Origin of the sequence: Serratia sp. K-E0102, from assembly GCF_029962625.1 — a bacterium.
Lineage (GTDB): Bacteria > Pseudomonadota > Gammaproteobacteria > Enterobacterales > Enterobacteriaceae > Serratia > Serratia sarumanii.
This window is the reverse complement of record NZ_CP124754.1, coordinates 3849113-3871301: the sequence shown is the minus strand read 5'-3', so window position 1 is coordinate 3871301 and position 22189 is coordinate 3849113. Positions and strand designations below refer to the sequence as shown.

Sequence of the window (22189 nt, the reverse complement as noted above, 5' to 3'; positions counted from 1 at the left end):
GTTACTCGGCCGCGCGTTTCTTGCGCGGCTTCTTGGCGACGGTGATGGTTTTCACCTCGCTTTCCACCCAGCCGTCCTGCAGGCGGGTTTTCAGCAGTTCGCCGACCTGCGCCTGCTTGGTGGTTTTCAGCAGCTCGCCGCGCGGGGTTTGCGTCACGCTGTAGCCGCGCGCCAGCGTCGCCAGCGGGCTGACGGTTTCCAGTTGGCTGCAGGCCACGCCGAAGCGCTGGCGGTAGGCGTTAAGCTGCCGCTCCATCGCCTGCTGCAGGCGGTATTCCTGCTGCTGTACGCGCTGTTGGTAGCGGTGAATGCGGCCCTGCGGCTGCACCTGCGCCAGCCGCTGCTGGGCGCGTTCGCTGCGGCGGGCGGCCAGGCGCAGCTGTTGCTGCATGCCGTCTTCCATCCGGCGCTGCAGCTTGAACAGCAGCGTCTGCTGGCGCGCCAGGCGCAGATGCGGATGCTGCTGCTGTAAACGGTGGTGAATGCGGGTGAACTGCTGCTGGCGCTGCGCCAGATAGTAATCCATCGCCATCTCCAGCCGCTGCTGCTGCGACTGCAGCTGGCGCAATAGCTCAAGCTGATTGCGGCTGACCAGTTCGGCGGCGGCGGAAGGGGTCGGCGCGCGCAGATCGGCGACGAAGTCGGCGATGGTGACGTCGGTTTCATGGCCGACGGCGCTGACGATCGGAATGCGGCTGGCGAAGATCGCCCGCGCCACGCGTTCGTCGTTGAAGCTCCACAAATCCTCCAGTGAACCGCCGCCGCGGCCGACGATCAATACGTCGCATTCGTCGCGGCGGTTGGCGGCCTCGATGGCGCGCACGATCTGCATCGGCGCTTCCGCGCCCTGCACCGAGGTGGGGTAGATGACGATCGGCAACGACGGATCGCGCCGCTGCAATACCTGCAGAATATCGTGCAGCGCCGCGCCGCTGGCGGAGGTGATCACCCCGACGCGTTTGGCCGGAGCGGGCAGCGGCTGCTTGAACTGCTGATCGAACAGCCCTTCGGCGCTCAGGCGCTGTTTCAGCTGCTCGAACTGTTGCTGCAGCAGGCCGTCGCCGGCGGGCTGCATGCTCTCGGCGATCAGCTGGTAGTCGCCGCGCGGTTCATACAGCGTAATGCTGGCGCGCACCAGGACCTGCTGGCCGTTTTGCGGCCGGAAGGTGACGCGGCGGTTGCTGTTGCGGAACATCGCGCAGCGCACCTGGGCGCGATCGTCTTTCAGCGTGAAATACCAGTGGCCGGAGGCGGGCTGGGAGAGGTTGGAGATCTCGGCGGAGAGCCAAATCTGCCCCATTTCCATTTCCAGCAGTTGGCGAACCGTCTGATTGAGGCGGCTTACGGTAAAAATGGAAGGCGAAACAGGTAGCGACATGTGACCCAGATCAAATTTCAAAACAATCACTTAATTGGTCGATACTACATGGCTGAAAAAGGTAATCAAGACTTTTTGTAAGAAAGTGCTGGAGGCAACCGATTCCGCTCTGTATAATGCCGCGGCAATATTTTATCTTTTTCACAGCCCACCCTGGTGAGATATTGCCCATGCTACGTATCGCTAAAGAAGCTCTGACGTTTGACGACGTCCTCCTGGTTCCAGCCCACTCCACGGTTCTGCCTAACACCGCAGAGCTCGGCACCCAACTGACCAAAACCATCCGCCTGAACATCCCTATGCTGTCCGCAGCCATGGATACCGTTACCGAATCCGGCCTGGCCATCGCGCTGGCGCAGGAAGGCGGCCTGGGCTTCATCCACAAAAACATGTCCATCGAGCGCCAGGCTGAAGAAGTCAGCCGTGTGAAGAAGCATGAAAGCGGCGTAGTCACCGACCCGCAGACCGTTACCCCATCCACCACGCTGCAGGAAGTGAAAGAGCTGACCGCGCGCAACGGCTTTGCCGGTTACCCGGTCGTCACCGAAGACAATGAGCTGGTCGGCATCATCACCGGCCGCGACGTGCGCTTCGTGACCGATCTGACCCAGCCGGTCACCGCGGTCATGACGCCGAAAGATCGCCTGGTCACCGTGAAAGAAGGTGAAGCGCGCGACGTGGTGCTGCAGAAGATGCACGAAAAGCGCGTAGAAAAAGCGCTGGTGGTGGACGACAGCTTCCACCTGCTGGGCATGATCACCGTTAAAGACTTCCAGAAAGCGGAACGCAAACCGAACGCCTGTAAAGACGAGCACGGCCGTTTGCGCGTGGGCGCGGCGGTCGGCGCCGGCGCCGGCAACGAAGAGCGCGTTGACGCGCTGGTGGCGGCAGGCGTTGACGTTCTGCTGATCGACTCCTCGCACGGCCACTCCGAAGGCGTGTTGCAGCGCATCCGCGAAACCCGCGCCAAATACCCGGATCTGCAGATCGTCGGCGGCAACGTCGCGACCGCAGCGGGCGCCAAAGCGCTGGCTGAAGCCGGCGTGAGCGCGGTGAAAGTCGGTATCGGCCCTGGCTCCATCTGTACTACCCGCATCGTGACCGGCGTGGGCGTACCGCAGATCACCGCCATCGCCGACGCGGTGGAAGCGCTGGAAGGCACCGGCATCCCGGTTATCGCCGACGGCGGCATTCGCTTCTCCGGCGACATCGCCAAAGCGATCGCCGCGGGCGCATCCTGCGTGATGGTCGGTTCCATGCTGGCGGGCACCGAAGAATCCCCGGGCGAAATCGAGCTGTATCAGGGCCGTTCGTTCAAATCTTACCGCGGCATGGGCTCGCTGGGCGCGATGTCCAAAGGCTCTTCCGACCGTTACTTCCAGACCGATAACGCCGCCGACAAACTGGTGCCGGAAGGTATCGAAGGCCGCGTCGCCTATAAAGGCATGCTGAAAGCCATCGTGCACCAGCAGATGGGCGGCCTGCGCTCCTGCATGGGCCTGACCGGCTGCGCCACCATCGACGATCTGCGCACCAAGGCGGAGTTCGTGCGCATCAGCGGCGCCGGCATTCAGGAAAGCCACGTGCACGACGTGACCATCACCAAAGAGTCGCCGAACTACCGCATGGGCTAATGCCTTAACCTCTCCTGAGTGAGAGGCCGGGGTGGGGCGTTAAGCCCCATCCCGAAACACACATTTTCGCTCTTTTTCTCTTGTTGCTGGAATTCGCCTCACATGACACAAAATATCCATAAGCATCGCATCCTGATACTGGACTTCGGTTCGCAATACACCCAACTGGTCGCCCGCCGCGTGCGCGAAATCGGCGTTTACTGCGAACTGTGGGCCTGGGACGTTAGCGAAGAGCAGATCCGCGAATTCAACCCAAGCGGCATCATCCTCTCCGGTGGCCCGGAAAGCACCACCGAAGCCGGCAGCCCGCGCGCCCCGGACTACGTGTTCAACGCCGGCGTGCCGGTGCTGGGCGTGTGCTACGGCATGCAGACCATGGCGATGCAGCTGGGTGGCCATGTGCAGGGTTCCACCGAACGCGAGTTCGGCTACGCGCAGGTGGAAATCGTCAAAGAGAGCGCGCTGCTGCGCGACATCGAAGACGCCATCAGCCCGGCCGGCAAACCGCTGCTGGACGTGTGGATGAGCCACGGCGACAAAGTGACCGCGATCCCGTCCGACTTCGTGACCATCGCCAGCACCGACACCTGCCCGTTCGCCATTATGGCCAACGAAGAAAAACGCTTCTACGGCGTGCAGTTCCACCCGGAAGTGACCCACACCCGTCAGGGCCAGCGCATGCTGGAGCGCTTCGTACTGGACATCTGCCAGTGTGAAGCCCTGTGGACCCCGGCCACCATCATCGAAGATGCGGTCGAGCGCATCCGCGAGCAGGTGGGTGAAGACCACGTGATCCTCGGCCTGTCCGGCGGCGTAGACTCCTCCGTCACCGCGATGCTGCTGCACCGCGCCATCGGCAAACGCCTGACCTGCGTATTCGTCGATAACGGCCTGCTGCGCCTGAACGAAGCCAAGCAGGTAATGGAAATGTTCGGCGACCACTTCGGCCTGAACATCGTGCACGTCGAAGCGGAAAACCGCTTCCTGACCGCACTGGCGGGCGTGGACGAGCCGGAAGCCAAGCGTAAAATCATCGGCCGCGTGTTCGTTGAAGTGTTCGACGAAGAAGCCTGCAAGCAAGAGCAGGTGAAATGGCTGGCACAGGGCACCATCTACCCGGACGTGATCGAATCCGCCGCTTCCGCCACCGGCAAAGCGCACGTGATCAAGTCGCACCACAACGTGGGCGGCCTGCCGAAAGAGATGAAGCTGGGCCTGGTCGAGCCGCTGAAAGAGCTGTTCAAAGACGAAGTGCGCAAGATCGGCCTGGAGCTGGGCCTGCCGTACGACATGCTGTTCCGTCACCCGTTCCCGGGCCCGGGTCTGGGCGTGCGCGTGCTGGGCGAAGTGAAGAAAGAGTACTGCGATCTGCTGCGCCGCGCGGACGCCATCTTCATCGAAGAGCTGCACAAGGCCGACCTGTACAACAAAGTCAGCCAGGCGTTCACCGTGTTCCTGCCGGTGCGTTCGGTCGGCGTGATGGGCGACGGCCGCAAATACGACTGGGTGGTCTCCCTGCGTGCGGTAGAAACCATCGACTTCATGACCGCGCACTGGGCGCACCTGCCGTATGACTTCCTCGGCCGCGTCTCCAACCGCATCATCAACGAAGTGGACGGCATCTCCCGCGTGGTGTACGACATTAGCGGCAAGCCACCGGCGACGATTGAGTGGGAATGATTTCGCGTCTGGCAATAGCCTGCACGTAAAAGCAGTAAATTACCTCTAAGCCTGCGTAACTGCGGGCTTTTTTTTTGTGTGTCTGGAACTTTCTGGCAGCTGTTAGCAACGGGAGCACGGTTTTTTCAATGGAATTTCTGATGGTATCTCTCTGGTTTCAAATTCAGATTTGAAAAAGCGCCATGTGATAAATGTCGGTTGAGTTATGGTGTTTATTTTTTATAAGTAAATTAAAAACAGATGGTTAAATTGCTTTTCTGAACTTTTTACAACATGGCATTAAGTGATAAAGGAAAACAATAAACCATGTTGACTGGCACCAGGCTGCGTCACCTTAAGCCGAAGGAGAAACTCTATAAAGTTAATGATCGTGATGGTCTGTATGTTGCGGTCACTCCTGACCTGCCCCCAGTATTAGATACAACCGTCAGTTAGTAGTGTCGGTTTGTTTATCTTCACTTTTTCCATTTCGCCACCGTGCTGCAAACTCTGATGGCGTCTGATAATTCAGTGCCGAATGTGGACGACACTCGTTATAATCCTGCCACCAGTCATAAATGATTTTCCTGGCGTGAACGATATCGCTGAACCAGTGCCCATTCAGACATTCATCGCGAAATCGTCCGTTAAAGCTCTCTATAAATCCGTTCTGCGTTGGCTTGCCCGGCTGGATTAAACGCAACTCAACACCATGCTCAAAGGCCCATTGATCCAGTGCGCGGCAAGTGAACTCCGGCCCCTGATCAGTTCTTATCGTCGCCGGATAACCTCTAAACAGTGCAATGCTGTCCAGAATACGCGTGACCTGAACACCTGCAGTCCCGAATGCGGTGGTAATTGTCAGACACTCCTTCGTGAAGTTGTCCACACAGGTCAGGCATTTTATCCTGCGACCGGTGGCCAGCGAGTCCATAACGAAATCCATCGACCATGTCAGGTTGGGCGCTGTCGGGCGGAGCAGCGGCAGACGTTCCGTTGCCAGTCCTTTACGACGTCGTCTGCGTTTTACGCTCAGCCCGTTGAGATGATAAAGGCGGTACACGCGTTTGTGATTAACCTGAAGGCCTTCACGGCGCAGTAACTGCCAGATACGGCGGTAGTCAAAGCGCTTGCGCTCAAGTGCCAGCTCAGTGATGCGCCCTGATAAATGCGCATCAGCCGCCGGACGCTGAGCCTTATAGCGGCAGGTCGACAGGGACAAACCTGTAAGCCTGCAGGCACGACGTTGCGACAGACCGGTCGCATCACACATAAACTCAACGGCTTCCCGCTTCTGGCCTGTCGTCAGTACTTTTGCCCCAGAGCCACCTGAAGTGCCTCCTTATCCAGCATGGCTTCAGCAAGCAGCTTCTTGAGTCTGGCGTTCTCTTCCTCAAGTGACTTCAGACGCTTAACCTCGGGCACCTCCATACCGCCATACTTCTTACGCCAGGTGTAAAAGGTAGCGTCTGAAATGGCATGTTTACGGCAGAGATCCTGGGCAGAAACCCCAGCTTCAGCCTCGCGGAGGATACTGATGATCTGTTCGTCGGAAAAGCGCTTCTTCATGGGGTTGTCCTCATGTGGCTTATGAAGACATTACTAATATCGCGGTGTATTAATCAACGGGGAGCAGATCAGACCATCTTGCGAATCCTTTCCGCAGAGTGAAGTTTTCGTTAGAAACTGGCAGTGTTTCAAAATCTATCCACAAAACGGTGGTTTTCTGAACACGCTAAAAAATGGCATCCGAGACCATCGGAACCCCTATTGGCGAGTTAATATTCTCGTCAAGTTTTCAACGTCCCGGTTGTATCAATGAAACAGCGAATCGGCTACGCATGGGTCTCCACAGAGGGCCAGCATCTGGACTTGCAGCGCGGCGCTTCAGAAGCCCGGGTGCCATCTCATCTATGAAGAAGCCGCGAGCGGAAAGAACGCATTGCGGCTTGAGTTTAATCGATGCCGAAAGGCTCTCCGCGGCGGGGACACTCTATTGCTCGGAGCTGAGGCGTAGAAATAGCTGATGGTTACGAGGCGTCGGCTGTCGACCAGCTTAAGTCGTTCGCCTATCGTGTTTTGAATGGCTGTTCCCCCAAAACCAGCCATTCGCCCTGCGCGAAGCCGTCGGGCAGAAATGCAAAGGGCGGCGCGCCTGGCCTAAGACTCCGCGGAAGCCGCGATCAGCGTCAGAGCCCCGCTGGGGATGCACGGATCAGTGGTTATTCGAAACTCTGCTCGCCTTCCCGATCGCGCTTGCTCTCATGTTCGATCCAGCGTTCGAGTTCGGGCAGCATGTCGGTGACCCATTGCCGAACCTCGCCTCCAACATTGTCACCCAGCGTTGTGATAGCCGCGCGACGTCGAACCAGGATATCGGCGAGCGAGCCACTCCAGCTGCGCGGATGAAGCCGCGACCAGACATCGCCGAGGAACGCCCTCTTGTCTGGCGCGTGGCCCAATATTTCCAGGAAAAGCCTGGAGACAGCATTCTCCTCTTCGCCCTGCTGCCGCTTGAACATGGGGATGCTTTTGCCAAGCAGCGGATAGCGTCGATCCGGATCGATATTCGCCCACTGAACAAGGGTCTCGGCGCCGACATCTTCCACCGGCGTGCCAGACCCGGAGTCCCCCTCAAACAGCCCCCGATTTCTCGGCCTGAGTTCGGGGAGCAGGAATTCGTCGAGTGCGATCAGGGGATGGGTCTCGAAGAGCGCTTTCAGGACATAACCAAGATCGTAGGACGAGAGATAGACGGTCTCCAGTCCGGCCCGGACGCGAGCGCAGATTTCCCGCAATGTCGCCTCTCCATCGGGTCCGGCGCAGCAGACCCGAATAACGGTATGCAGCCCAAAATCGCGCAACGACTGCTTCTTTCTGAAGTCAGTGCGCAGTAGCAGCTCACGGCCAACAGCGATCAAGGATGGCGCACGTTGGCGGCCTTCTTCCCGATCGCGGTAGAAGTGCATGTGCAATATATCAAGTGCGATCTCGACGCCGTCGGCCAAATTGCCGATGTCGGTGAGTAGCAGGCCAAGCGCGTCGGGTGGAGACTCCCCGACACTACCATTGGCGATGCTTTGAAAATTCCACGCCGAAAGGACGCCACGTTCGATCGCACGCCGAAGCCGCGCTATGCCTTGGGTATCGATAGCAACACACGCTTGAAGATACGGCAGACTCGCGGCAAGATCGGGATTCTGGATCACATTCTCTAGCGTAGCGTTGGCAAAGGCCGAGGCCTTGGCGTGCGCGCCATAGATGAACCCGCCCAGCACCGTCGCATTCCGGCTGTCCGCCTCGGCGGCGGAGAAGAGGTCCAGCAGTTCACACCACATCGCATCAAGATCGGCGGCACCATCCGACAGACCAATGCCGCATTCATAGGCGCGCTGCGGATTTTGTTCGACGAGCAGTTCGGCGATGAAGGCAGCGCGCGTCTCCGGGTCGTGCGCGAGTGCGGTGCCGATCTCTTTCGCCTGCTTGGAGGCGCGCTCATAGGGTTTCATGACGTCGCCGTCATCCGCGTCGCCATCAGCCACATCCCAACCGAAACTGTTGCGCCCCAGTACGACCGCACGGGCCTGATGGAGAAGAACGGTGGGTTTTAGGTGTTCGATGAGTGCAACGAGACGGGCGCGCACCTCATCCGGCATCGCGTCGCCCTCGAAGCGCAGCGCTGTGCGGAAGCCGATCCACCCCTCGATCCAAGGTCGCTCGGAAGAAAAATGGGTCGCTGCCCGTTCAAGCGCATCGTGGCAGGCGCCGAAGTGCCACAGCTCTCTTACGCTGTGGGCAAGGTGGTCCCTGGCGTTTTCGATGATTGGCGATAGTTCGACCGCCAGATCGACTGCGCCGTTGTACCAGGCCCAGATGTCACCATAGGTCGGCGGATGCCAACCATAGTCCCGTGACCGGGCGCCGAAGTCGAAGTCGCTGGATGAACTGAAATGGTGCGCCTTTAGCAGCGCATCGAGGGCGACTCCGGCGCAGCGCGCCAAAGCCGGATCACCCGATTGCGCGAACCGGCGCACGAGCGCTCGCCGCTGATCTGGTAAAGCCTTGGTGCCGGACAGGTGCAGGTGAAACAGCTCGGCGAACATGTCCGACGCCGAGTTGTTGTGGTGGTCGGGCGATTCAGCGGAAAGGAACCGCGTAAGCAAGGTTGCCGCGCGGTCGAACAGCGGCGGATCGTAAGCGAGGAGCTTGATCAACCGTATCCATTGCCACCGGTTGTTCGACTGCGGATCGATTATCTCGCCGCCATCTGGGCCGGCAATATCACGCTCAATCCTCGCGAGCACGGTATCGGGTGCAACCGGAGCGATGTTGGCGATGATCTGAAGGCCGTCTTCTCCCAATGCCGCAAGATCGCCGAGTGGCCCGTCGGCACGGAGCCAGCGCTCGACCGCGGCCCGCGCCTCAGCGCTGTCGTGCAGATAGCCGAGGCGGCGCGAAAGGGACTTCTGCATCCGCGTTGTAAGCGACGCGTAGAAGCGATCGAAATCGGTCGGCGGCATGCGTTCAAGGGCGAAACCGGCGAGCGGGTTGGCGATCGCATGCGGCAGGATAGCGCGCCACCGTCCCCGCAGCTGCGCGATCCCCCGCTGTCGAAGCGTATTCAGTGCCGCATATATCGTCACCACGGGAACACCGCGAATAGCGGCGATCCGCGCAAGTTCACCGCTTTCCGAAGTGTCCTCGCCATCGATCGAATAGAGCAGGGCAAGGTCCTCGGCAGCGGAAAGCAGATCCCGGTCAGGCTCGTTGCGCTGATGAAAAATCCGCTCGAAGAGGTCGCGGCTCTTGAGCTTTCCCAGGGTCTCGCCTTTTCCGAGCGTGTCGGCGAGAGCGCGCGCCACGCGGAAGTTGCCGTCGCTGAACTCCGATATGGTTCGCCGGTCGACCTGCGTCACATTGGGGAAGGTCTTTTCCAGCCACAGCTCCACCATTTCGGACGATGCTGATTGCAGGCGAAAGACCTCGGTACGCTCGGGCTCGTCGTCGCGAACATCATATTCGACAGTTAAGAGACTGACTTGGCTACCCGCTTCCGAACAGATGCGGGCTAGTTCGCTGTGCGTCGCCGGGTTGCAGTTGTCGACGATCAGGATCGCACGTTGCCGTGCGATCACCAGCTGGCGTGCCATGTCCCGTGTGGTCGGGTCAGTCTCCGCCGAATAGTCGGTATAGACGGCGAGCCCCGGATCGAGCGGCACCTCGCCCACACCATCCTCGAACAGTGCCTGCACGAGACGAGTCTTTCCGAGACCGGACAAGCCGATCAACCGGATACATTGGCGAGCTTTGGTCAGAGAGACGCGAAGCCGTGCGATACCCTCGCCGATGGTGAGTTGCTCGCGGTCGTTCGTTCGCTCATCGGTTAGGCAGGCCTTATCGTTGAAGAGATAGGGCGTCTCCTCGCTCACGCCGACGCCGCACCAATCGCCGATGCTGCTCCAGCCCGACATACCGATGCCGAGCCGCGTGCGGACCCAGGCGGCAATTCCGGGATGGTGATTGACCCATGTCGCCAGCCGGTCGCGATCGTAGAAGTCGCTATGCAACTGCCCGGCCTCAGGCAGATCGTCGAGCTGCGCCCGGATCGCATCGCGACGATCGCTCAGCGGCTTGTCTGCGACCGACCCTTGCGCGCTGACGATGATGTAGGCGCCCGAGCGAGCGGCGAGTTCGGCGATGACCGGCCGTAGTACGCCGCCAGGACGCATCTCATCGCGGATTGCGCTCGCCGGCATGTCGGGCTTTTTCACCTGAAACCCTGTGTGCTGGCGCGGCACGAAATCCGGCATCAGCAGTGCGGACGGGCACTCGACCCGGACATCAAGCCCGCCATCGGCCGCATCCTGATTGCCGCCAGCCGTTACCGACGAACTGGGGCAACCCTGCGCCCGCAATTCTGCCAAGGCGAGACGTGCGACGAGTGTCCGCAGATCGGCGTCATTGAGGTCGGCGACTTGTGCGCCAGTAATTTCGAACATCGTCCCCCAACCCCCTTTCATCAAAATATTGGATATCATGCGGGAGAACAAAGAGCAGTCAAGCGATAGTTGGTCCGCCACGGACGCGACCGAACTGCCAGTTGATCCGTCGCCACGCATGATGCCGGCGACTGGCTTGCCGAGCTGGCGCTCCAGCGCCGGTCGCCACGGCACGAGCGTGAACTCGCGCGATCCAGCGGAGATGCTGTTGGGCCGCCATCCGCATGATTTCTGCTAGATGCGGAGCACCTGAATCGTCTCGAGATGCTTGAGAGCCGCGCTTTCCAGTCCGTTCGTGAAGAAAAAGCCCGGGCCTTTAGTTCGAAGTATGGTATCAATCATGGCACTTCTGGTTCATACATTTATAATTCATTGATAAATATGGACGTTATATGACTATAAATAATCGAGTGGGAGTGATTTGACACTTCCCGCGGCCTGTTCGTAACTAGCCCGTAGTGAATGAAACCCTCTGTTTTTACAGAGGGTTTTTCTTTATATGGCCATATCTTTTCTGCCTGTTGTCAGCCATTGAGGTAAGTTATGGGTAAAGCAGATTATTGTTTGTGGTCGAAATATGGCCTATGTTCAGACCTTGGTATGATTGATAGCGCCTGGGGATACGATGAAAGTAGAGACCATCAACTACGTTATAGAATCCTATGAGCAGTTGCAGGAGCGAGAGAACGCCATTGCTCTGCTGAAATTGCTGATGCTGTCAGAGAAGGATAAAGCGGAAGGGCGTGTGTCCTCGAAGGAACTGCTGTTGGATGGGCTTTAAACATTACAGTGCTCAACATCAAGGGATTGCAGTGGAACAGCAGGTGGCCTTTGAGTACACGCGTACCGTAAGGCACTGTATTGTGACCCCATTGTCATACCATCAGGACATCCAGCAGCTGCTGTTTAAGCGATTCATCATGGCCTGATAGCTCTATGGCGCCTAACCCTCGTTTTCCTGCAAGTGAAAGACTATGGGGGACCGCATCACCCGCCCTGCTCATCATACTTGCGTTGGCACTCCTGAATCGCCTCAATATTCCCTAACGTCCAATCGAACAGTATCGAGAACGGCCCCTGCAGGGATTTGCCGAGCGGCGTCAGCGAATACTCGACGCCAAGTACCCGCCCATCCAACACTTTGCGATGCACCATGCCGTTGCGTTCCAGCTTGCGCAGGGTCTGGGTCAGCACGCGTTGCGTGACGCCATCCAGACGGCGCTTGATGGCGTTGAAGCGCTGCGGCTCGCGCAGTACTTCCAGCACCATCATGGACCATTTATCGGCAATCTGATCGAGCACGATGCGGCTCGGGCAGTCGGCGCGGTAAACAACATCGGTCTTATCCATCGGTATCCTCCCGCATCCCTGGGATGCTTAAGGTGCGTAATTGACGCCAGGTATGCAAAGTATACCATTCGATAAACGGCGCGAATAACCCGCACTTGTACCCCAGGTGAAAGGACATTGAGATGACAGATACAGATTTCAGCAAACTCAGGCTGTCTCATGCACACGGCGTGATGACGATCGCTATCGATAACCCACCGGTAAACGTTCTTGATGTGGCGCTGATGTCGGAAATCAGCCGTTTATTGCTCGCGGTGCGTGACGATCCGGATACGCGGGTGTTGGTGTTCCAGAGCGCGAACCCAGCGTTCTTTATTGCTCACGTCGACATGACCTTGATCGATGAGCCGCACGCTTTCGACGAACTGGCGAGCAACGCGCCGGAGGGGCTTAATCCGTTCCAGGCGTTTGGCGAACTGCTGCGCAGCCAGCCGCAGGTCACTCTCGTTAAGCTGGCCGGGCTGGCGCGCGGCGGCGGCGCCGAGTTTGTGGCGGCGGCCGATATGGCTTTCGCTGCACGGGAAACGGCGGGACTGGCCCAGTGCGAGGCCTTGATGGGCATTACGCCCGGCGGCGGCGCGACGCAGTATCTGACGAGCCGAATGACGCGCGGCCGCGCTCTGGAAGTGATCCTGGGCGCCGAGCTTTTCGATGCCGCTACCGCAGAGCGTTATGGCTGGATTAACCGTGCCTTGCCAGCCGCCGAGCTTGATGATTTCGTCGATCGGTTAGCGCGCAATATCGCGGCATTGCCAGAGGGCGTGATTGCGGCGGCCAAACAGGCGATGCCTGCGCCGGATCTGCAGGCCGGTTTTTATCGCGAGCACGACGCCTGGGCGGGATTGTTCGCACGCCCGGCAGCGGAGCGGTTGATTCGCGGCGGGCTGAAGGCCGGTGCGCAAACCCCGGAGGGGGAGCGCAACCTTGAAGGCCTGCTGCGGCATCTTGCCCGCTAAGGCACCGCCGCGCGCTAGCCCGCCCCCCACTGCGTCAGCAGCGCATGCAGCCTGGCCGGTTCCAGCGGTTTGCGCAGCACCAGATAGCCTTCCTGCTCGGCCTCTTGCAATATCTGTGAGTTGAACTCGCCGCTGACCATGGCGCCGCTCACGTCCGGCAGGCGTTCGAACAGCGCTTTCAGGATGTCGAAACCGCTCTCGCCGGAACGCAGGCGCTGGTCGCACAGCACGGCGAACGGCGTAAAACCGTCGTCGACAATGGCGAAGGCTTCCTCGGCGGAGGCCGCGCAGCGCACGGTGATGCCCCAGGTGCTCATCAGGCTCTCCCAGGCGGAGGTCACCAAGGGATCGTCGTCCACCACCAGGCAGGCGCCGCGCAGCGGCGCATAGCGGATGGGCGTGGCGGTGTTGTCGTAGGCGGCCGCGGTTTCCGGCGCTTTGTCTTCGCCGATGTATTGCGTGAAGCGCATCCAGAAGCGCGAACCTTTGCCTTCGACGGAGTGCATGCCGTACTTCACCTTCATCAGCTTGGCGCAGCGCGCCACCACCGCCAGCCCCAGCCCGTGGCCGGCGCTGTCGATTTTCCACGCCAGTTCGGGGCGGTAGTAAGGGGAGAAGATTTTGCTTTTCTCTTCGTCGGCGATGCCCACGCCGGTGTCCCACACTTCCACCAGGCACTCGGCGCCGCGCGGGCGGATGGCGATCAGCACGCCGCCCCGTTGCGTGTAGCGCAGGGCGTTTTGGATCAGGTTGATCAACGATTGCCGCACCAGCAGCGGATCGCCCATCACGCTGATGCGCCGTTTAGGCCGCCAGGTGCGCAGCGCCAGGGCGCGGCTGTTGGCCTCTTCGCGGAACAGGGTGATCACCGAGTCGAGCAGGGCGCCGATATCCACATGGGTGGCGGCGGTGCGCACGTTGCCGGATTCGATCTTGCTGAGATCGAGCAGTGAATTGAACATCAAATGCACCGAACGCACGCTCTGCTGCAGATCCAGCAGCTGTGGCGTCAGGCTGTCGTCGCGGTTTTTGTGGATGATGGCTTCGATCAGAAAGCCCATGGCGTGCACCGGCTGGCGCAGATCGTGGCTGGCGGTGGTCAGGAACTGGTTCTTGTCCAGCAGCGCCTGTTCCGCCTCCTCTTTGGCCTGGCGGAACTGCTCCGCCAGGCGCGAGCTTTGTTCCTCGAGCAACGCCTGCTGGATAAAGAACGCATGCGAGGTTAACGCGTGGCGGTAAATGGCAAAGCCGTACAGCAAGTTCAGCATCAGCACGATGAACATCACGTCTTCCAGCCGCCAGATGATGCCGAGGTTCAGCAGCCCCCAGGAGGCGAAGAAAAAGCGGGTAAAGGTGCTGATGACGGGCGTCAGATGCGTTGCGTTGGCGGCGACGATCGCGGCGATGCTGATATTGAGCAGCAGGAAAAAGTCAAAGTTATGGGTCTGCGGGGTAATTAAATAGAGTGATGAGATCCCCAATCCGTGAATAAACGCCACCTTATTAATGCGCGGCAGCCAGCGGCGCAGCACGGCGTCTTCATCATTTTCTTTGGCCTCGCGTTGGTAGCGCCGATGCCATATTCTGATCGCCACGGCGCATAGCAGGTAAACCATGATCCAGGCAATGGTTGGGCCGAGTTCATCCCCCAGCAAATAAATCCAGATGGCGAACGGGATGCCGACGAAAGGCACGGCAGTGAAGCTGAACACCAACCGCATGAAGGTGTTGTCCAGCAGGCGGATCTGCGCGCGTGAGGAGATGCCATCATTTTGTAAATTCTGGAAAAACTTCATTGCGACGGATCCCGTTTGCCGTGCAACAGCGTGATGGCTTCTACCCGGCTGTTGACGCCGATCTTTTTCAAGATATTACTGATATGCTCTTTCACGGTGGGTTCGGAAATAGACAGCTGCGTCGCGATCCTTTTATTCGGCAGGCCGCGCAGCATCATAGTCAATACGTCGATTTGTCTCGGCGTTAAATTGAATTTATTTAAATGTTCATGACTATTTTTAATGGCGGGTTCATTTCCTTCCGGGAACCACTCCTGATTATTATTCAACGCAAAAACCGCTCTGGCGAATAATTCCGGGGGTTCATTTTTTAATACGAACCCATGCCCGCCGGCATTGTGCACTTTCTGCCAGATATCGTTATTTTCGTCGCCGCTGACCACCAAAATACGCACCTGAGAATAACGTTGTTTTACTTCTTTGAGTAATTTCAACGCCGTACCGGAAGAGAGCCAAAAATCGATCACCAGTAAACGCGGTGGGCCATTTTCCCTAATATGACGGTAGCAATTTTCTTCATTGGTCACCACATGTGCCTGTTTGAATCGGCAATGCGTGCTGAGAAAGTTAGCGATACCGCTTGCTACCAATGGATGGTCATCAACGACCAACACATAATCCTGCCCCAAAGGATTCTCCTTTCGCCTTCACAGTTCAGATAGGTCTGATGAATTATTATCAACCCTCCCTACTTTAGGAGGGTTTTTTCGTTTAGGAAAGGGAAATATATTATTCGAGGATTTGGATAAGAGAAAACATAAAGCCAATCGATAATTTTAACTGATTGGTTATAAAGGATAATTTATGAAAAAACCACTTATCGCTTTAACCGTTACGATGATGATAGCCGGTTGTTCCACCCTGAAAACCGATCAGGCCATTCCATTACTGCAGGCGGAAACCGCCAAAATGCTGGGCCTGGGCTCATCGGACGAAATTACCGTGACCAATGTCAATGGCGCACCGCCGGATGCGCTGGGCGGGCAAAAACTTTCTTATCGCGCCACCACGGAAAAAGGCCGCATTTTCGATTGCTCGTCGCTGATGATGCCGGGAATTTTAGGTTCGTCGCCGTCGCTGAGCGCGCCGACCTGTACGCCGGTGGTCACGCATAAATAATTCGCTTTGGGGGCGGTATTGCCGCTTCCTGGTTTTCCATCGTCGGAGCGTCAGCGCCGGGGGGCAATAAGCTTTTGCTTCGACGATCACTAAACCGGCGTGCGCGAAATAACGCCTTACACCTCCTCTAGTGCATTGAGTTTCCCTATAACAATAAATTTCGCGCCATCACGCCAACGAGTACGGAGATAGCCCGTGAATGACAAGACATCGCATCCTTTAGCGGTTAAAACACCGCTTTCCAAACTTTACCTCGCTCTATTTTCTGCGCCGCTGTTGATGCTGGCGCCCGCCGATATCGCTCGCGCAGATGATGCCATTTTTGATGGCGACGCAAAAATTACCGAATCATTGGCCTACACCGGGGACGTTTACGTCGGCCGTAATCAAAGCGGCAACCTGCTGATCGATAATGGCAAGATCAGCGCCTATAACATCAATATCGGCCGGATGTTCAACGGCCAAATTCATGAAAGCCTGGTCACGGTCCGCGGGCCGAACGCCGAGCTGAACGCGGTGAACGATCAGTTCGTGCTGCGCGGCGGCCTGAATCTGGGGCGGGGCACCCTGCGGGTTGAAGACGGCGCGCTGGCCAGCGCGAAAGAGATCGTGGTCGGCACCACGCGTGGCTACGACAGCCATCTGATCGCCACCGGCGCCGGTTCTCGCGTCACCAGCAATTTTCTCAGCGTCGGCACCGATTTAGGGGCACGATCCACGCTGGCGATCGAAGACGGCGCGGTGCTGAACACCGCCTTTGACGCGCGCATCGGCAATGGTAGCGGGCCGGGCGAGACTGATACGCTGAGCCCGAAAGCCACGGTCACCGGGGCCAATTCCCAATGGAACGTCGGCCGCGCGCTCACGCTTTACGGCGATCTGGACGTGCTGAACGGCGGTGCGGTCAGCGTTGGCAGCATCGAAGTGGCGGGCGTCTCCGGCGCGCGTAAAACCGCCGAGTTGACGATCGCCGGCAACGGCTCACGGTTTACCAGCGGCAGCAGCGTCAACGTCGGCGATTACGGCAACGGCGTGTTGGCGGTCATGGACGGCGGGACATTCTCCGCCGGCGGCAACGAAGTGGTGCTGGGCAAGACCGGCTCCGGCTCGAACCGCGGCGCGCTGATTATCGGCAGCCGCGGCAACATGGACACCGGCACCGGGTTGACCGAGCCGACGCTCGGCGCGGCGGGCGCCGCAGGCACCATCGATGCCCAGACGGCGATCGCCCTGCGGGGCGGATTGTTCCGCAGCTATGTGTACTTTAACCATACCGACGGCAATTACGTTTTCAGCAACAAGATGAGCGGCGAAGGCGAGGTGATCAACAGCGCCGGGCACACCACGCTGAACGGCGATCTCTCTGAGCTGCAGGCCAACGTCACCGCGCGCGGCGGCAAGCTCATCATCGCCAGCGACATCAATACCCAGAAAGAAGACGACATCTTCGAGATCCAAACCCTCAGCGCAGAGAACGGCGGCACGCTGATCCTCAACGCGACGGCGGGTTCCGACGTCAATAACGGGCAGGGCTACAGCAGCGCCGCGTCGATCAAGGCCGGCGGCACATTGGGCGGCAACGGCACGCTGGGCCAGACCGAGATCCAGTCCGGCGGCCATATTTCGCCCGGCGACGGCAATATCGGCACGCTGACGCTGAAACGCTACCTGAATTTTATCGGCGAATCCTTCTATGACGTCGATATCGCCGGTGACGGCCGCAGCGACCAGTTGCTGGTGGCGGGCAAAACCACCATTAGCGATCAGGCCAAGGTGCAGGTCACGGCGCTGGATCCGCAAACCAGCTATAAAACCGGCCAAAGCTACCGCATTCTGACCTCGGACGGCGGCATTGACGGCCAATTCGCGGCGGCGGTCTCTAAGTCTGCCTTCCTCGATGTGGCGTTGAACCACAGCCCCAACGCCGTGGATCTGACCATCGCGCAGAAAGACACGGGCGGTGAAAACCCTGGCGGCGAGAATCCGGGTGGGGAAAACCCAGGCGGTGAGAATCCAGGGGGCGAGAATCCGGGCGGTGAAAACCCAGGTGGTGAAAATCCGGGGGGCGAGAATCCGGGCGGGGAAAACCCAGGCGGTGAAAATCCGGGGGGCGAGAATCCAGGCAGCGGCAAGCCGGGCATTTTCCAAACGGTGGCCGAGAGCGGCAACCAGTGGAATACCGCCGGTGCGCTCTCGACGTTGGTGCAGAACGGCCCTTCGCTGGCGCTGTACAACTCGCTGCTGCTGCTGAGCGCGCCGGAAGCGCGCGAGGCGTTCAATCAGCTGTCCGGTGAAGTCTATCCATCGATGCAGTCTAACCTGATCGCCGGCAGCACCCAGCTGTTCAACGTGCTGAACCAGCGCATGCTGCGCCTGTTCGACAACGACAGCCTGCCGATACCGCCGTTGGCGATGTCGCTGGTGCAACCGGCGCAGGCGCAAAACAGCGGCGTCTGGGGGCAGACCTTCAGTTCCTGGGGCAAAAACAGCGGCAACGGCAACGTGGGTAAACTGGATGGCAACACCACCGGCTTCCTGTTGGGGGCGGATCGCAAGCTGGCGGACCATAACGTGCGCATCGGCGGCTACTTCGGTTACAGCCGCGGCGACTACGACGTCGACAGCCGCCGTTCCAAGGCCGATACCGACAACTACCACCTCGGCCTGTATGCGGCGGGGCAGCAGGATGCGTTCTCGCTGCGCGGCGCGCTGGGTTACACCTGGCACAAGATCGAAGGCAAGCGCAACGTCGATTTCAGCGGCTTCTCGGATCGGCTGAAGTCGGACTACGATGCCAACTCATTGCTGGCGTTCACCGAAGCGGGTTACCGTTTCGGCCAGCCGGAGATGAACGTCGAACCGTTCATTAACCTGAGCTATATCCGCCTGCATACCGACAGCTTCCAGGAGACGGGGGGCGCGGCGGCGCTGAGCGTGCGCAATGAAACGATGAACACCTTCTACTCCACGCTCGGGGTGCGCGGCGTGACCGAACTGCCGAAGAACGTCAGCCTTTATGGCTCGCTCGGCTGGCAACACGCCTACGGCGATAAGAACACCTCATCGCGCATGGCGTTTGCCGGCAGCGACGCGTTCGTCACTCAGGGCCAGGCCGTGGATGACAACGTGATGGTGGGCGATATCGGCGTGAGCGTGAAACTGTCGCGCGCCGCGACGCTGGATGTAGGCTATCAGGGGCAGTTCGGCGCCGATACCCGCGTTAATTCGGTCAACGCCAACCTGCGCTGGTCGTTCTGATTCTTCCTCTAGACTTCTCTGGTACTGACTGGCCCGCTTGATGCGGGCCTTTTTTATGGTGAACATTAAGTTTCCCGTGAGCCTGCGTAAGGGGGCGCTAAGACATTTCCCGATATGAGCAGGGCGGGATTGCCTGTATGATTAATGTTCTTCTTAGCATGGGCAAGGGACTGATTTTCCAATGCGTGACTTGACAAGGCCGTTAACGATTTTCACCAGCAAGAAGCCTTTTAACGACCGTTTTGCTGATGATATGCAATATGGCGATATGGATGAACGTACACTTAAGCAACGATATCGTTTGGGGCAAGTATCAACGTTTATCGATTGGAGTACTTATAAATCGCCCTATGACCATCCGGCAACGCGAAATATTCCGGCAGCTGGAAAAGAAAAGGCGGTTGCAATGCTTTTTGATGAGCTGAGAGCTGCATCGAGATACTTTTCTTTTACTGGCGTTTATCAAGGGTTGATAGTTAAACTTTTCAATCATATGCAGTACAATAACGGAACTGACTTTCAAGATGTTCAAATGGACTTGGCCTATAAAAGGCTGATACTGAGCGATAAATCAGAAAATAGTACGCTAATTCGAATTAAAAGTGTTCTCGATACCTTTGATTTTAACTCATATCAGTTGAATAAAGATGCATTTACTCTTCAGTTATCACAAAGCCGTTTGCCAAAGTATGTTCGCTGGGAAGACTGCATAAATGGAATGGGAGTCAGTGTACATGAGGTCAATAGTACAGAGATCAGTATTGATTCTTTGTTTTTTCAAGATAATAAATATACTGCTGTGATTAGCTATAAAGCTCAGGATCATTTTGGGTTAGATAAAGAAGATATTAGTAAATTAAAGTTTAGTTCTATTGGGTTTTTCAGGATTTGGTTTGTACTTCAAAGGTATAAAGAGTTCGCGTTTAGACCCTTTTTCACCAACTTTGGCGCGAAAATAATAGTGACAGGTGAAAACTATGCTTAACAAAAAAAAGGTTGCGTTCTTTTCTTTGGTCGCCGTAGCGGCTCTTTGGTTGGTTTGGGTGCTTGTCAGGCCGGCTAATGTTGTGCGGGTTGATGGTGCTGCTGTTTATGTTCAATACCTTCCGCTGACCACGGAAGGTAAAATATCTTGGTGGAATGATAATAAAGATAAACTTCAGGATAAGTATCATATTATCAAGGACGAGAATCATTTTACCGTTGCCGTAATGAATTTTGACGGCTATGTTGCCGCTCCGACTGGCAGCAATGATGGAAGTATTGATGACTATCATTGTCTTAGCGAGGGTGATACCAAGAATAAATGTATCTATAAGGATATAGCGATGATTATTAATGGTGATGTTAATAAAAGAGTTTTTATCAGTCTGGATGGGAAGACTTTCGCTCAAGAGCCTGACGGTAAGACCACGCTGTTAAAAAAATAGTGACTCTTACCCTCTGAGTTTTTCCTCGCTTTCAATCAGACTCGTCTAAGTGGCGCTCAGGCTTTCGCCCTCGCCAAGCCCACGCAAGTGCGGGCTGAGCGAGGGTAAAAGGGCGTTTAACGCCCTTTTTTCTTGCGCCCTGGCTGGGTAAAGCGCTTGCGGCCGGCCGGCGCAGCGGCTTTGTCGGCGCTTTTGGGGCCGCCGGCACTCGGTTTTTTCGCCGCGGCGGATTTGGCCGGGGCCTTCTTCGCCGGTTTGGCCTCGGATGAAGAGCCTTCAATCAGTTTGAACAGCTCGATCAGCTCGTCATCGCTCAGATCGCGCCATTCGCCCAGCGGCAAGCCTTTGAGGCTGACGTTCATGATGCGCGTGCGTTCCAGCTTGGTGACCTCGTAGCCGAAGTGTTCGCACATGCGGCGGATCTGGCGGTTCAGCCCCTGCACCAGCGTGATGCGGAACACGAACGGCGCCTCTTTCTTTACCTTGCACTTTTTGGTCACCGTGCCCAGCATCGGCACGCCGGCGCCCATGCCGCGAATAAACTCGTCGGTCACCGGCTTGTTGACCGTCACCAGATACTCTTTCTCGTGATTGTTGCCGGCGCGCAGGATCTTGTTGACCAGGTCACCGTGGTTGGTCAGAAAGATCAGCCCCTGCGAATCCTTGTCCAAACGGCCGATCGGGAAAATGCGTTTGCTGTGGTTGACGAAGTCGGCGATGTTGTCGCGCTCGCCGTCTTCGGTGGTGGTGACGATGCCGACCGGCTTGTTCAGCGCGATCAGCACCAGATCTTCTTCATTGCGCGGTTCGATCAACTGACCGTTAACCTTCACCACATCCCCGGCAAATACCTGAGCGCCAACGGTGGCGCGTTTACCGTTGATGAAAACGTTGCCCTGTTCGATGTATCGATCGGCGTCGCGGCGTGAGCAGATACCGCTCTCGCTAATGTATTTGTTCAAACGAATGGATGAGTTAGTCAGCATGGGATCTCCGTAAAACGCGGACTATACATTACCCGGATGACGCTGCGAAGCGAATCGTTATGGCTTCCGATCGTGATTCACATTAGACGTTAAGGTATAGATTCTTTTTTTAAGCGGGTTAGGATAATAAAACAATTCAGACAGTGATGAATGAGCATTAGCCGATAGGGAGCCTCTGCGGTATACAGAGCCGCGTATAAGGAATGGGTAGCATGAAAAAATATGTGGTTCTATTCACGGCCTGCTTCCTGGTCGGCTGTCCGGGGCCTGGCGATAAGCTGACTCCGCGCTTCCCCGCTGCCGTCACTGCCAAAGATAACCATGTCTGCATTCTTTCTTCTATGAAGGCGGGGGATAATATCCGCTTCGTTCAGATTTATAGCGAATCAGGCGATAAGCTCATTAAAGCTATCGATAATGACGTTTTCTTCGTTGAGCCGGGGAGGTGCATGCCGGTATTCGACTATGCTTTTCGGCCAGGGAAGCGTTATTCCGTCGCCTACGATATACAGACACCCGAAGGTTCGCATTTGATTACCGCCGCATTTATGGTTGTCTCCGACGAACGGGGCAACCTGAGGGTTAACCATTAACGCATGTTCTTAGGTTTAGTTTGTTGGACTG

At 57.5% G+C, this 22189-nt stretch carries 15 protein-coding genes and 2 pseudogenes; 10 read left to right on the top strand and 7 right to left on the bottom strand.

From position 1 onward, the window contains the following. Position 1: 1 nt before the first annotated feature. On the bottom strand, positions 2-1378 hold the full coding sequence (gene xseA, locus SSARUM2_RS18440) for an exodeoxyribonuclease VII large subunit (protein WP_031299944.1): 1377 nt from the start codon (positions 1376-1378) through the stop codon (positions 2-4). Positions 1379-1548: 170 nt separating this feature from the next. On the opposite strand from xseA, the gene guaB reads away from it, so the two are divergent. The 3 genes and pseudogenes from guaB to SSARUM2_RS18425 all read left to right on the top strand — a co-directional run. Then, positions 1549-3012: an IMP dehydrogenase gene (gene guaB / locus SSARUM2_RS18435; RefSeq protein ID WP_033635581.1), complete on the top strand. Its 1464-nt coding sequence runs from the start codon at positions 1549-1551 to the stop codon at positions 3010-3012. A 102-nt stretch (positions 3013-3114) separates the two neighbouring features. Continuing rightward, on the top strand, positions 3115-4692 hold the full coding sequence (gene guaA, locus SSARUM2_RS18430) for a glutamine-hydrolyzing GMP synthase (protein WP_060423171.1): 1578 nt from the start codon (positions 3115-3117) through the stop codon (positions 4690-4692). Between the two features lie 306 nt (positions 4693-4998). Next, positions 4999-5091, top strand: a pseudogene (locus tag SSARUM2_RS18425) (integrase); the annotation flags it as partial. Between the two features lie 28 nt (positions 5092-5119). Here the strand turns inward: SSARUM2_RS18425 and SSARUM2_RS18420 are convergent. Both SSARUM2_RS18420 and SSARUM2_RS18415 read right to left on the bottom strand, forming a co-directional pair. After that, a protein-coding gene (locus tag SSARUM2_RS18420) for an IS3 family transposase (protein WP_120151028.1) occupies positions 5120-6240 on the bottom strand; the annotation gives its coding sequence in 2 pieces (ribosomal slippage) (positions 5120-5988 and positions 5988-6240; 1122 coding nt in all). Positions 6241-6893: 653 nt separating this feature from the next. Continuing rightward, entirely contained in the window at positions 6894-10670 is a 3777-nt protein-coding gene (locus tag SSARUM2_RS18415; protein ID WP_060453104.1) for a hypothetical protein, read from the bottom strand. A gap of 646 nt (positions 10671-11316) precedes the next feature. On the opposite strand from SSARUM2_RS18415, the pseudogene SSARUM2_RS18410 reads away from it, so the two are divergent. Continuing rightward, positions 11317-11451: pseudogene (locus tag SSARUM2_RS18410) on the top strand (type II toxin-antitoxin system Phd/YefM family antitoxin); the annotation flags it as partial. A gap of 206 nt (positions 11452-11657) precedes the next feature. Here the strand turns inward: SSARUM2_RS18410 and SSARUM2_RS18405 are convergent. Then, positions 11658-12020, bottom strand: a complete 363-nt coding sequence (locus tag SSARUM2_RS18405) for a helix-turn-helix domain-containing protein (RefSeq protein ID WP_060439422.1) — start codon at positions 12018-12020, stop codon at positions 11658-11660. Positions 12021-12142: 122 nt separating this feature from the next. On the opposite strand from SSARUM2_RS18405, the gene SSARUM2_RS18400 reads away from it, so the two are divergent. Then, a complete protein-coding gene (locus SSARUM2_RS18400) occupies positions 12143-12976 on the top strand; it encodes an enoyl-CoA hydratase/isomerase family protein (RefSeq protein ID WP_060420034.1) in 834 nt (277 codons plus the stop codon). Between the two features lie 14 nt (positions 12977-12990). Here SSARUM2_RS18400 and SSARUM2_RS18395 read toward each other — a convergent pair whose 3' ends face one another. Together SSARUM2_RS18395 and SSARUM2_RS18390 are read right to left on the bottom strand one after the other, a co-directional pair. Continuing rightward, positions 12991-14772 (bottom strand): hybrid sensor histidine kinase/response regulator, encoded by a 1782-nt coding sequence (locus SSARUM2_RS18395; RefSeq protein WP_033654272.1) that lies wholly within the window; start codon positions 14770-14772, stop codon positions 12991-12993. After that, positions 14769-15401 carry a response regulator transcription factor gene (locus SSARUM2_RS18390; RefSeq protein WP_060439424.1) on the bottom strand — a complete coding sequence of 211 codons (633 nt, stop codon included), beginning with the start codon at positions 15399-15401 and terminating at the stop codon, positions 14769-14771. Before SSARUM2_RS18390 ends, SSARUM2_RS18395 begins: the two co-directional genes overlap by 4 nt. Positions 15402-15576: 175 nt before the next feature. Between SSARUM2_RS18390 and SSARUM2_RS18385 the strand changes: the two genes are divergently transcribed. The 4 genes from SSARUM2_RS18385 to SSARUM2_RS18370 all read left to right on the top strand — a co-directional run bounded on the left by SSARUM2_RS18385 (position 15577) and on the right by SSARUM2_RS18370 (position 20579). After that, positions 15577-15891: a hypothetical protein gene (locus SSARUM2_RS18385; protein WP_041036313.1), complete on the top strand. Its 315-nt coding sequence runs from the start codon at positions 15577-15579 to the stop codon at positions 15889-15891. A 195-nt stretch (positions 15892-16086) separates the two neighbouring features. After that, the gene (locus SSARUM2_RS18380) at positions 16087-19149 is read left to right on the top strand and encodes an autotransporter outer membrane beta-barrel domain-containing protein (protein WP_049213330.1); all 3063 of its coding nucleotides are present in this window, start codon (positions 16087-16089) and stop codon (positions 19147-19149) included. Positions 19150-19330: 181 nt separating this feature from the next. Beyond that, complete coding sequence (locus tag SSARUM2_RS18375) at positions 19331-20134, top strand: DUF3289 family protein (RefSeq protein WP_033655342.1); 804 nt, start codon at positions 19331-19333, stop codon at positions 20132-20134. Continuing rightward, complete coding sequence (locus tag SSARUM2_RS18370; protein WP_072270156.1) at positions 20127-20579, top strand: DUF943 family protein; 453 nt, start codon at positions 20127-20129, stop codon at positions 20577-20579. Before SSARUM2_RS18375 ends, SSARUM2_RS18370 begins: the two co-directional genes overlap by 8 nt. 116 nt (positions 20580-20695) lie before the next feature. Here SSARUM2_RS18370 and rluF read toward each other — a convergent pair whose 3' ends face one another. Further along, the gene (rluF, locus tag SSARUM2_RS18365) at positions 20696-21565 is read right to left on the bottom strand and encodes a 23S rRNA pseudouridine(2604) synthase RluF (protein WP_039568501.1); all 870 of its coding nucleotides are present in this window, start codon (positions 21563-21565) and stop codon (positions 20696-20698) included. 212 nt (positions 21566-21777) lie between these two features. Between rluF and SSARUM2_RS18360 the strand changes: the two genes are divergently transcribed. Beyond that, entirely contained in the window at positions 21778-22158 is a 381-nt protein-coding gene (locus SSARUM2_RS18360; protein ID WP_060439427.1) for a putative T6SS immunity periplasmic lipoprotein, read from the top strand. Positions 22159-22189 lie beyond the last annotated feature (31 nt).

Excerpts from the sequence above, each read along its gene's own strand:
- SSARUM2_RS18405 (WP_060439422.1), bottom strand. The coding sequence starts at position 12,020 with ATGGATAAGACCGATGTTGTTTACCGCGCCGACTGCCCGAGCCGCATC.
- SSARUM2_RS18415 (WP_060453104.1), bottom strand. The coding sequence starts at position 10,670 with ATGTTCGAAATTACTGGCGCACAAGTCGCCGACCTCAATGACGCCGAT.
- SSARUM2_RS18385 (WP_041036313.1), top strand. The coding sequence starts at position 15,577 with ATGAAAAAACCACTTATCGCTTTAACCGTTACGATGATGATAGCCGGT.
- xseA (WP_031299944.1), bottom strand. The coding sequence starts at position 1,378 with ATGTCGCTACCTGTTTCGCCTTCCATTTTTACCGTAAGCCGCCTCAAT.
- guaA (WP_060423171.1), top strand. The coding sequence starts at position 3,115 with ATGACACAAAATATCCATAAGCATCGCATCCTGATACTGGACTTCGGT.
- SSARUM2_RS18360 (WP_060439427.1), top strand. The coding sequence starts at position 21,778 with ATGAAAAAATATGTGGTTCTATTCACGGCCTGCTTCCTGGTCGGCTGT.
- SSARUM2_RS18395 (WP_033654272.1), bottom strand. The coding sequence starts at position 14,772 with ATGAAGTTTTTCCAGAATTTACAAAATGATGGCATCTCCTCACGCGCG.
- SSARUM2_RS18375 (WP_033655342.1), top strand. The coding sequence starts at position 19,331 with ATGCGTGACTTGACAAGGCCGTTAACGATTTTCACCAGCAAGAAGCCT.
- SSARUM2_RS18400 (WP_060420034.1), top strand. The coding sequence starts at position 12,143 with ATGACAGATACAGATTTCAGCAAACTCAGGCTGTCTCATGCACACGGC.
- rluF (WP_039568501.1), bottom strand. The coding sequence starts at position 21,565 with ATGCTGACTAACTCATCCATTCGTTTGAACAAATACATTAGCGAGAGC.
- guaB (WP_033635581.1), top strand. The coding sequence starts at position 1,549 with ATGCTACGTATCGCTAAAGAAGCTCTGACGTTTGACGACGTCCTCCTG.
- SSARUM2_RS18370 (WP_072270156.1), top strand. The coding sequence starts at position 20,127 with ATGCTTAACAAAAAAAAGGTTGCGTTCTTTTCTTTGGTCGCCGTAGCG.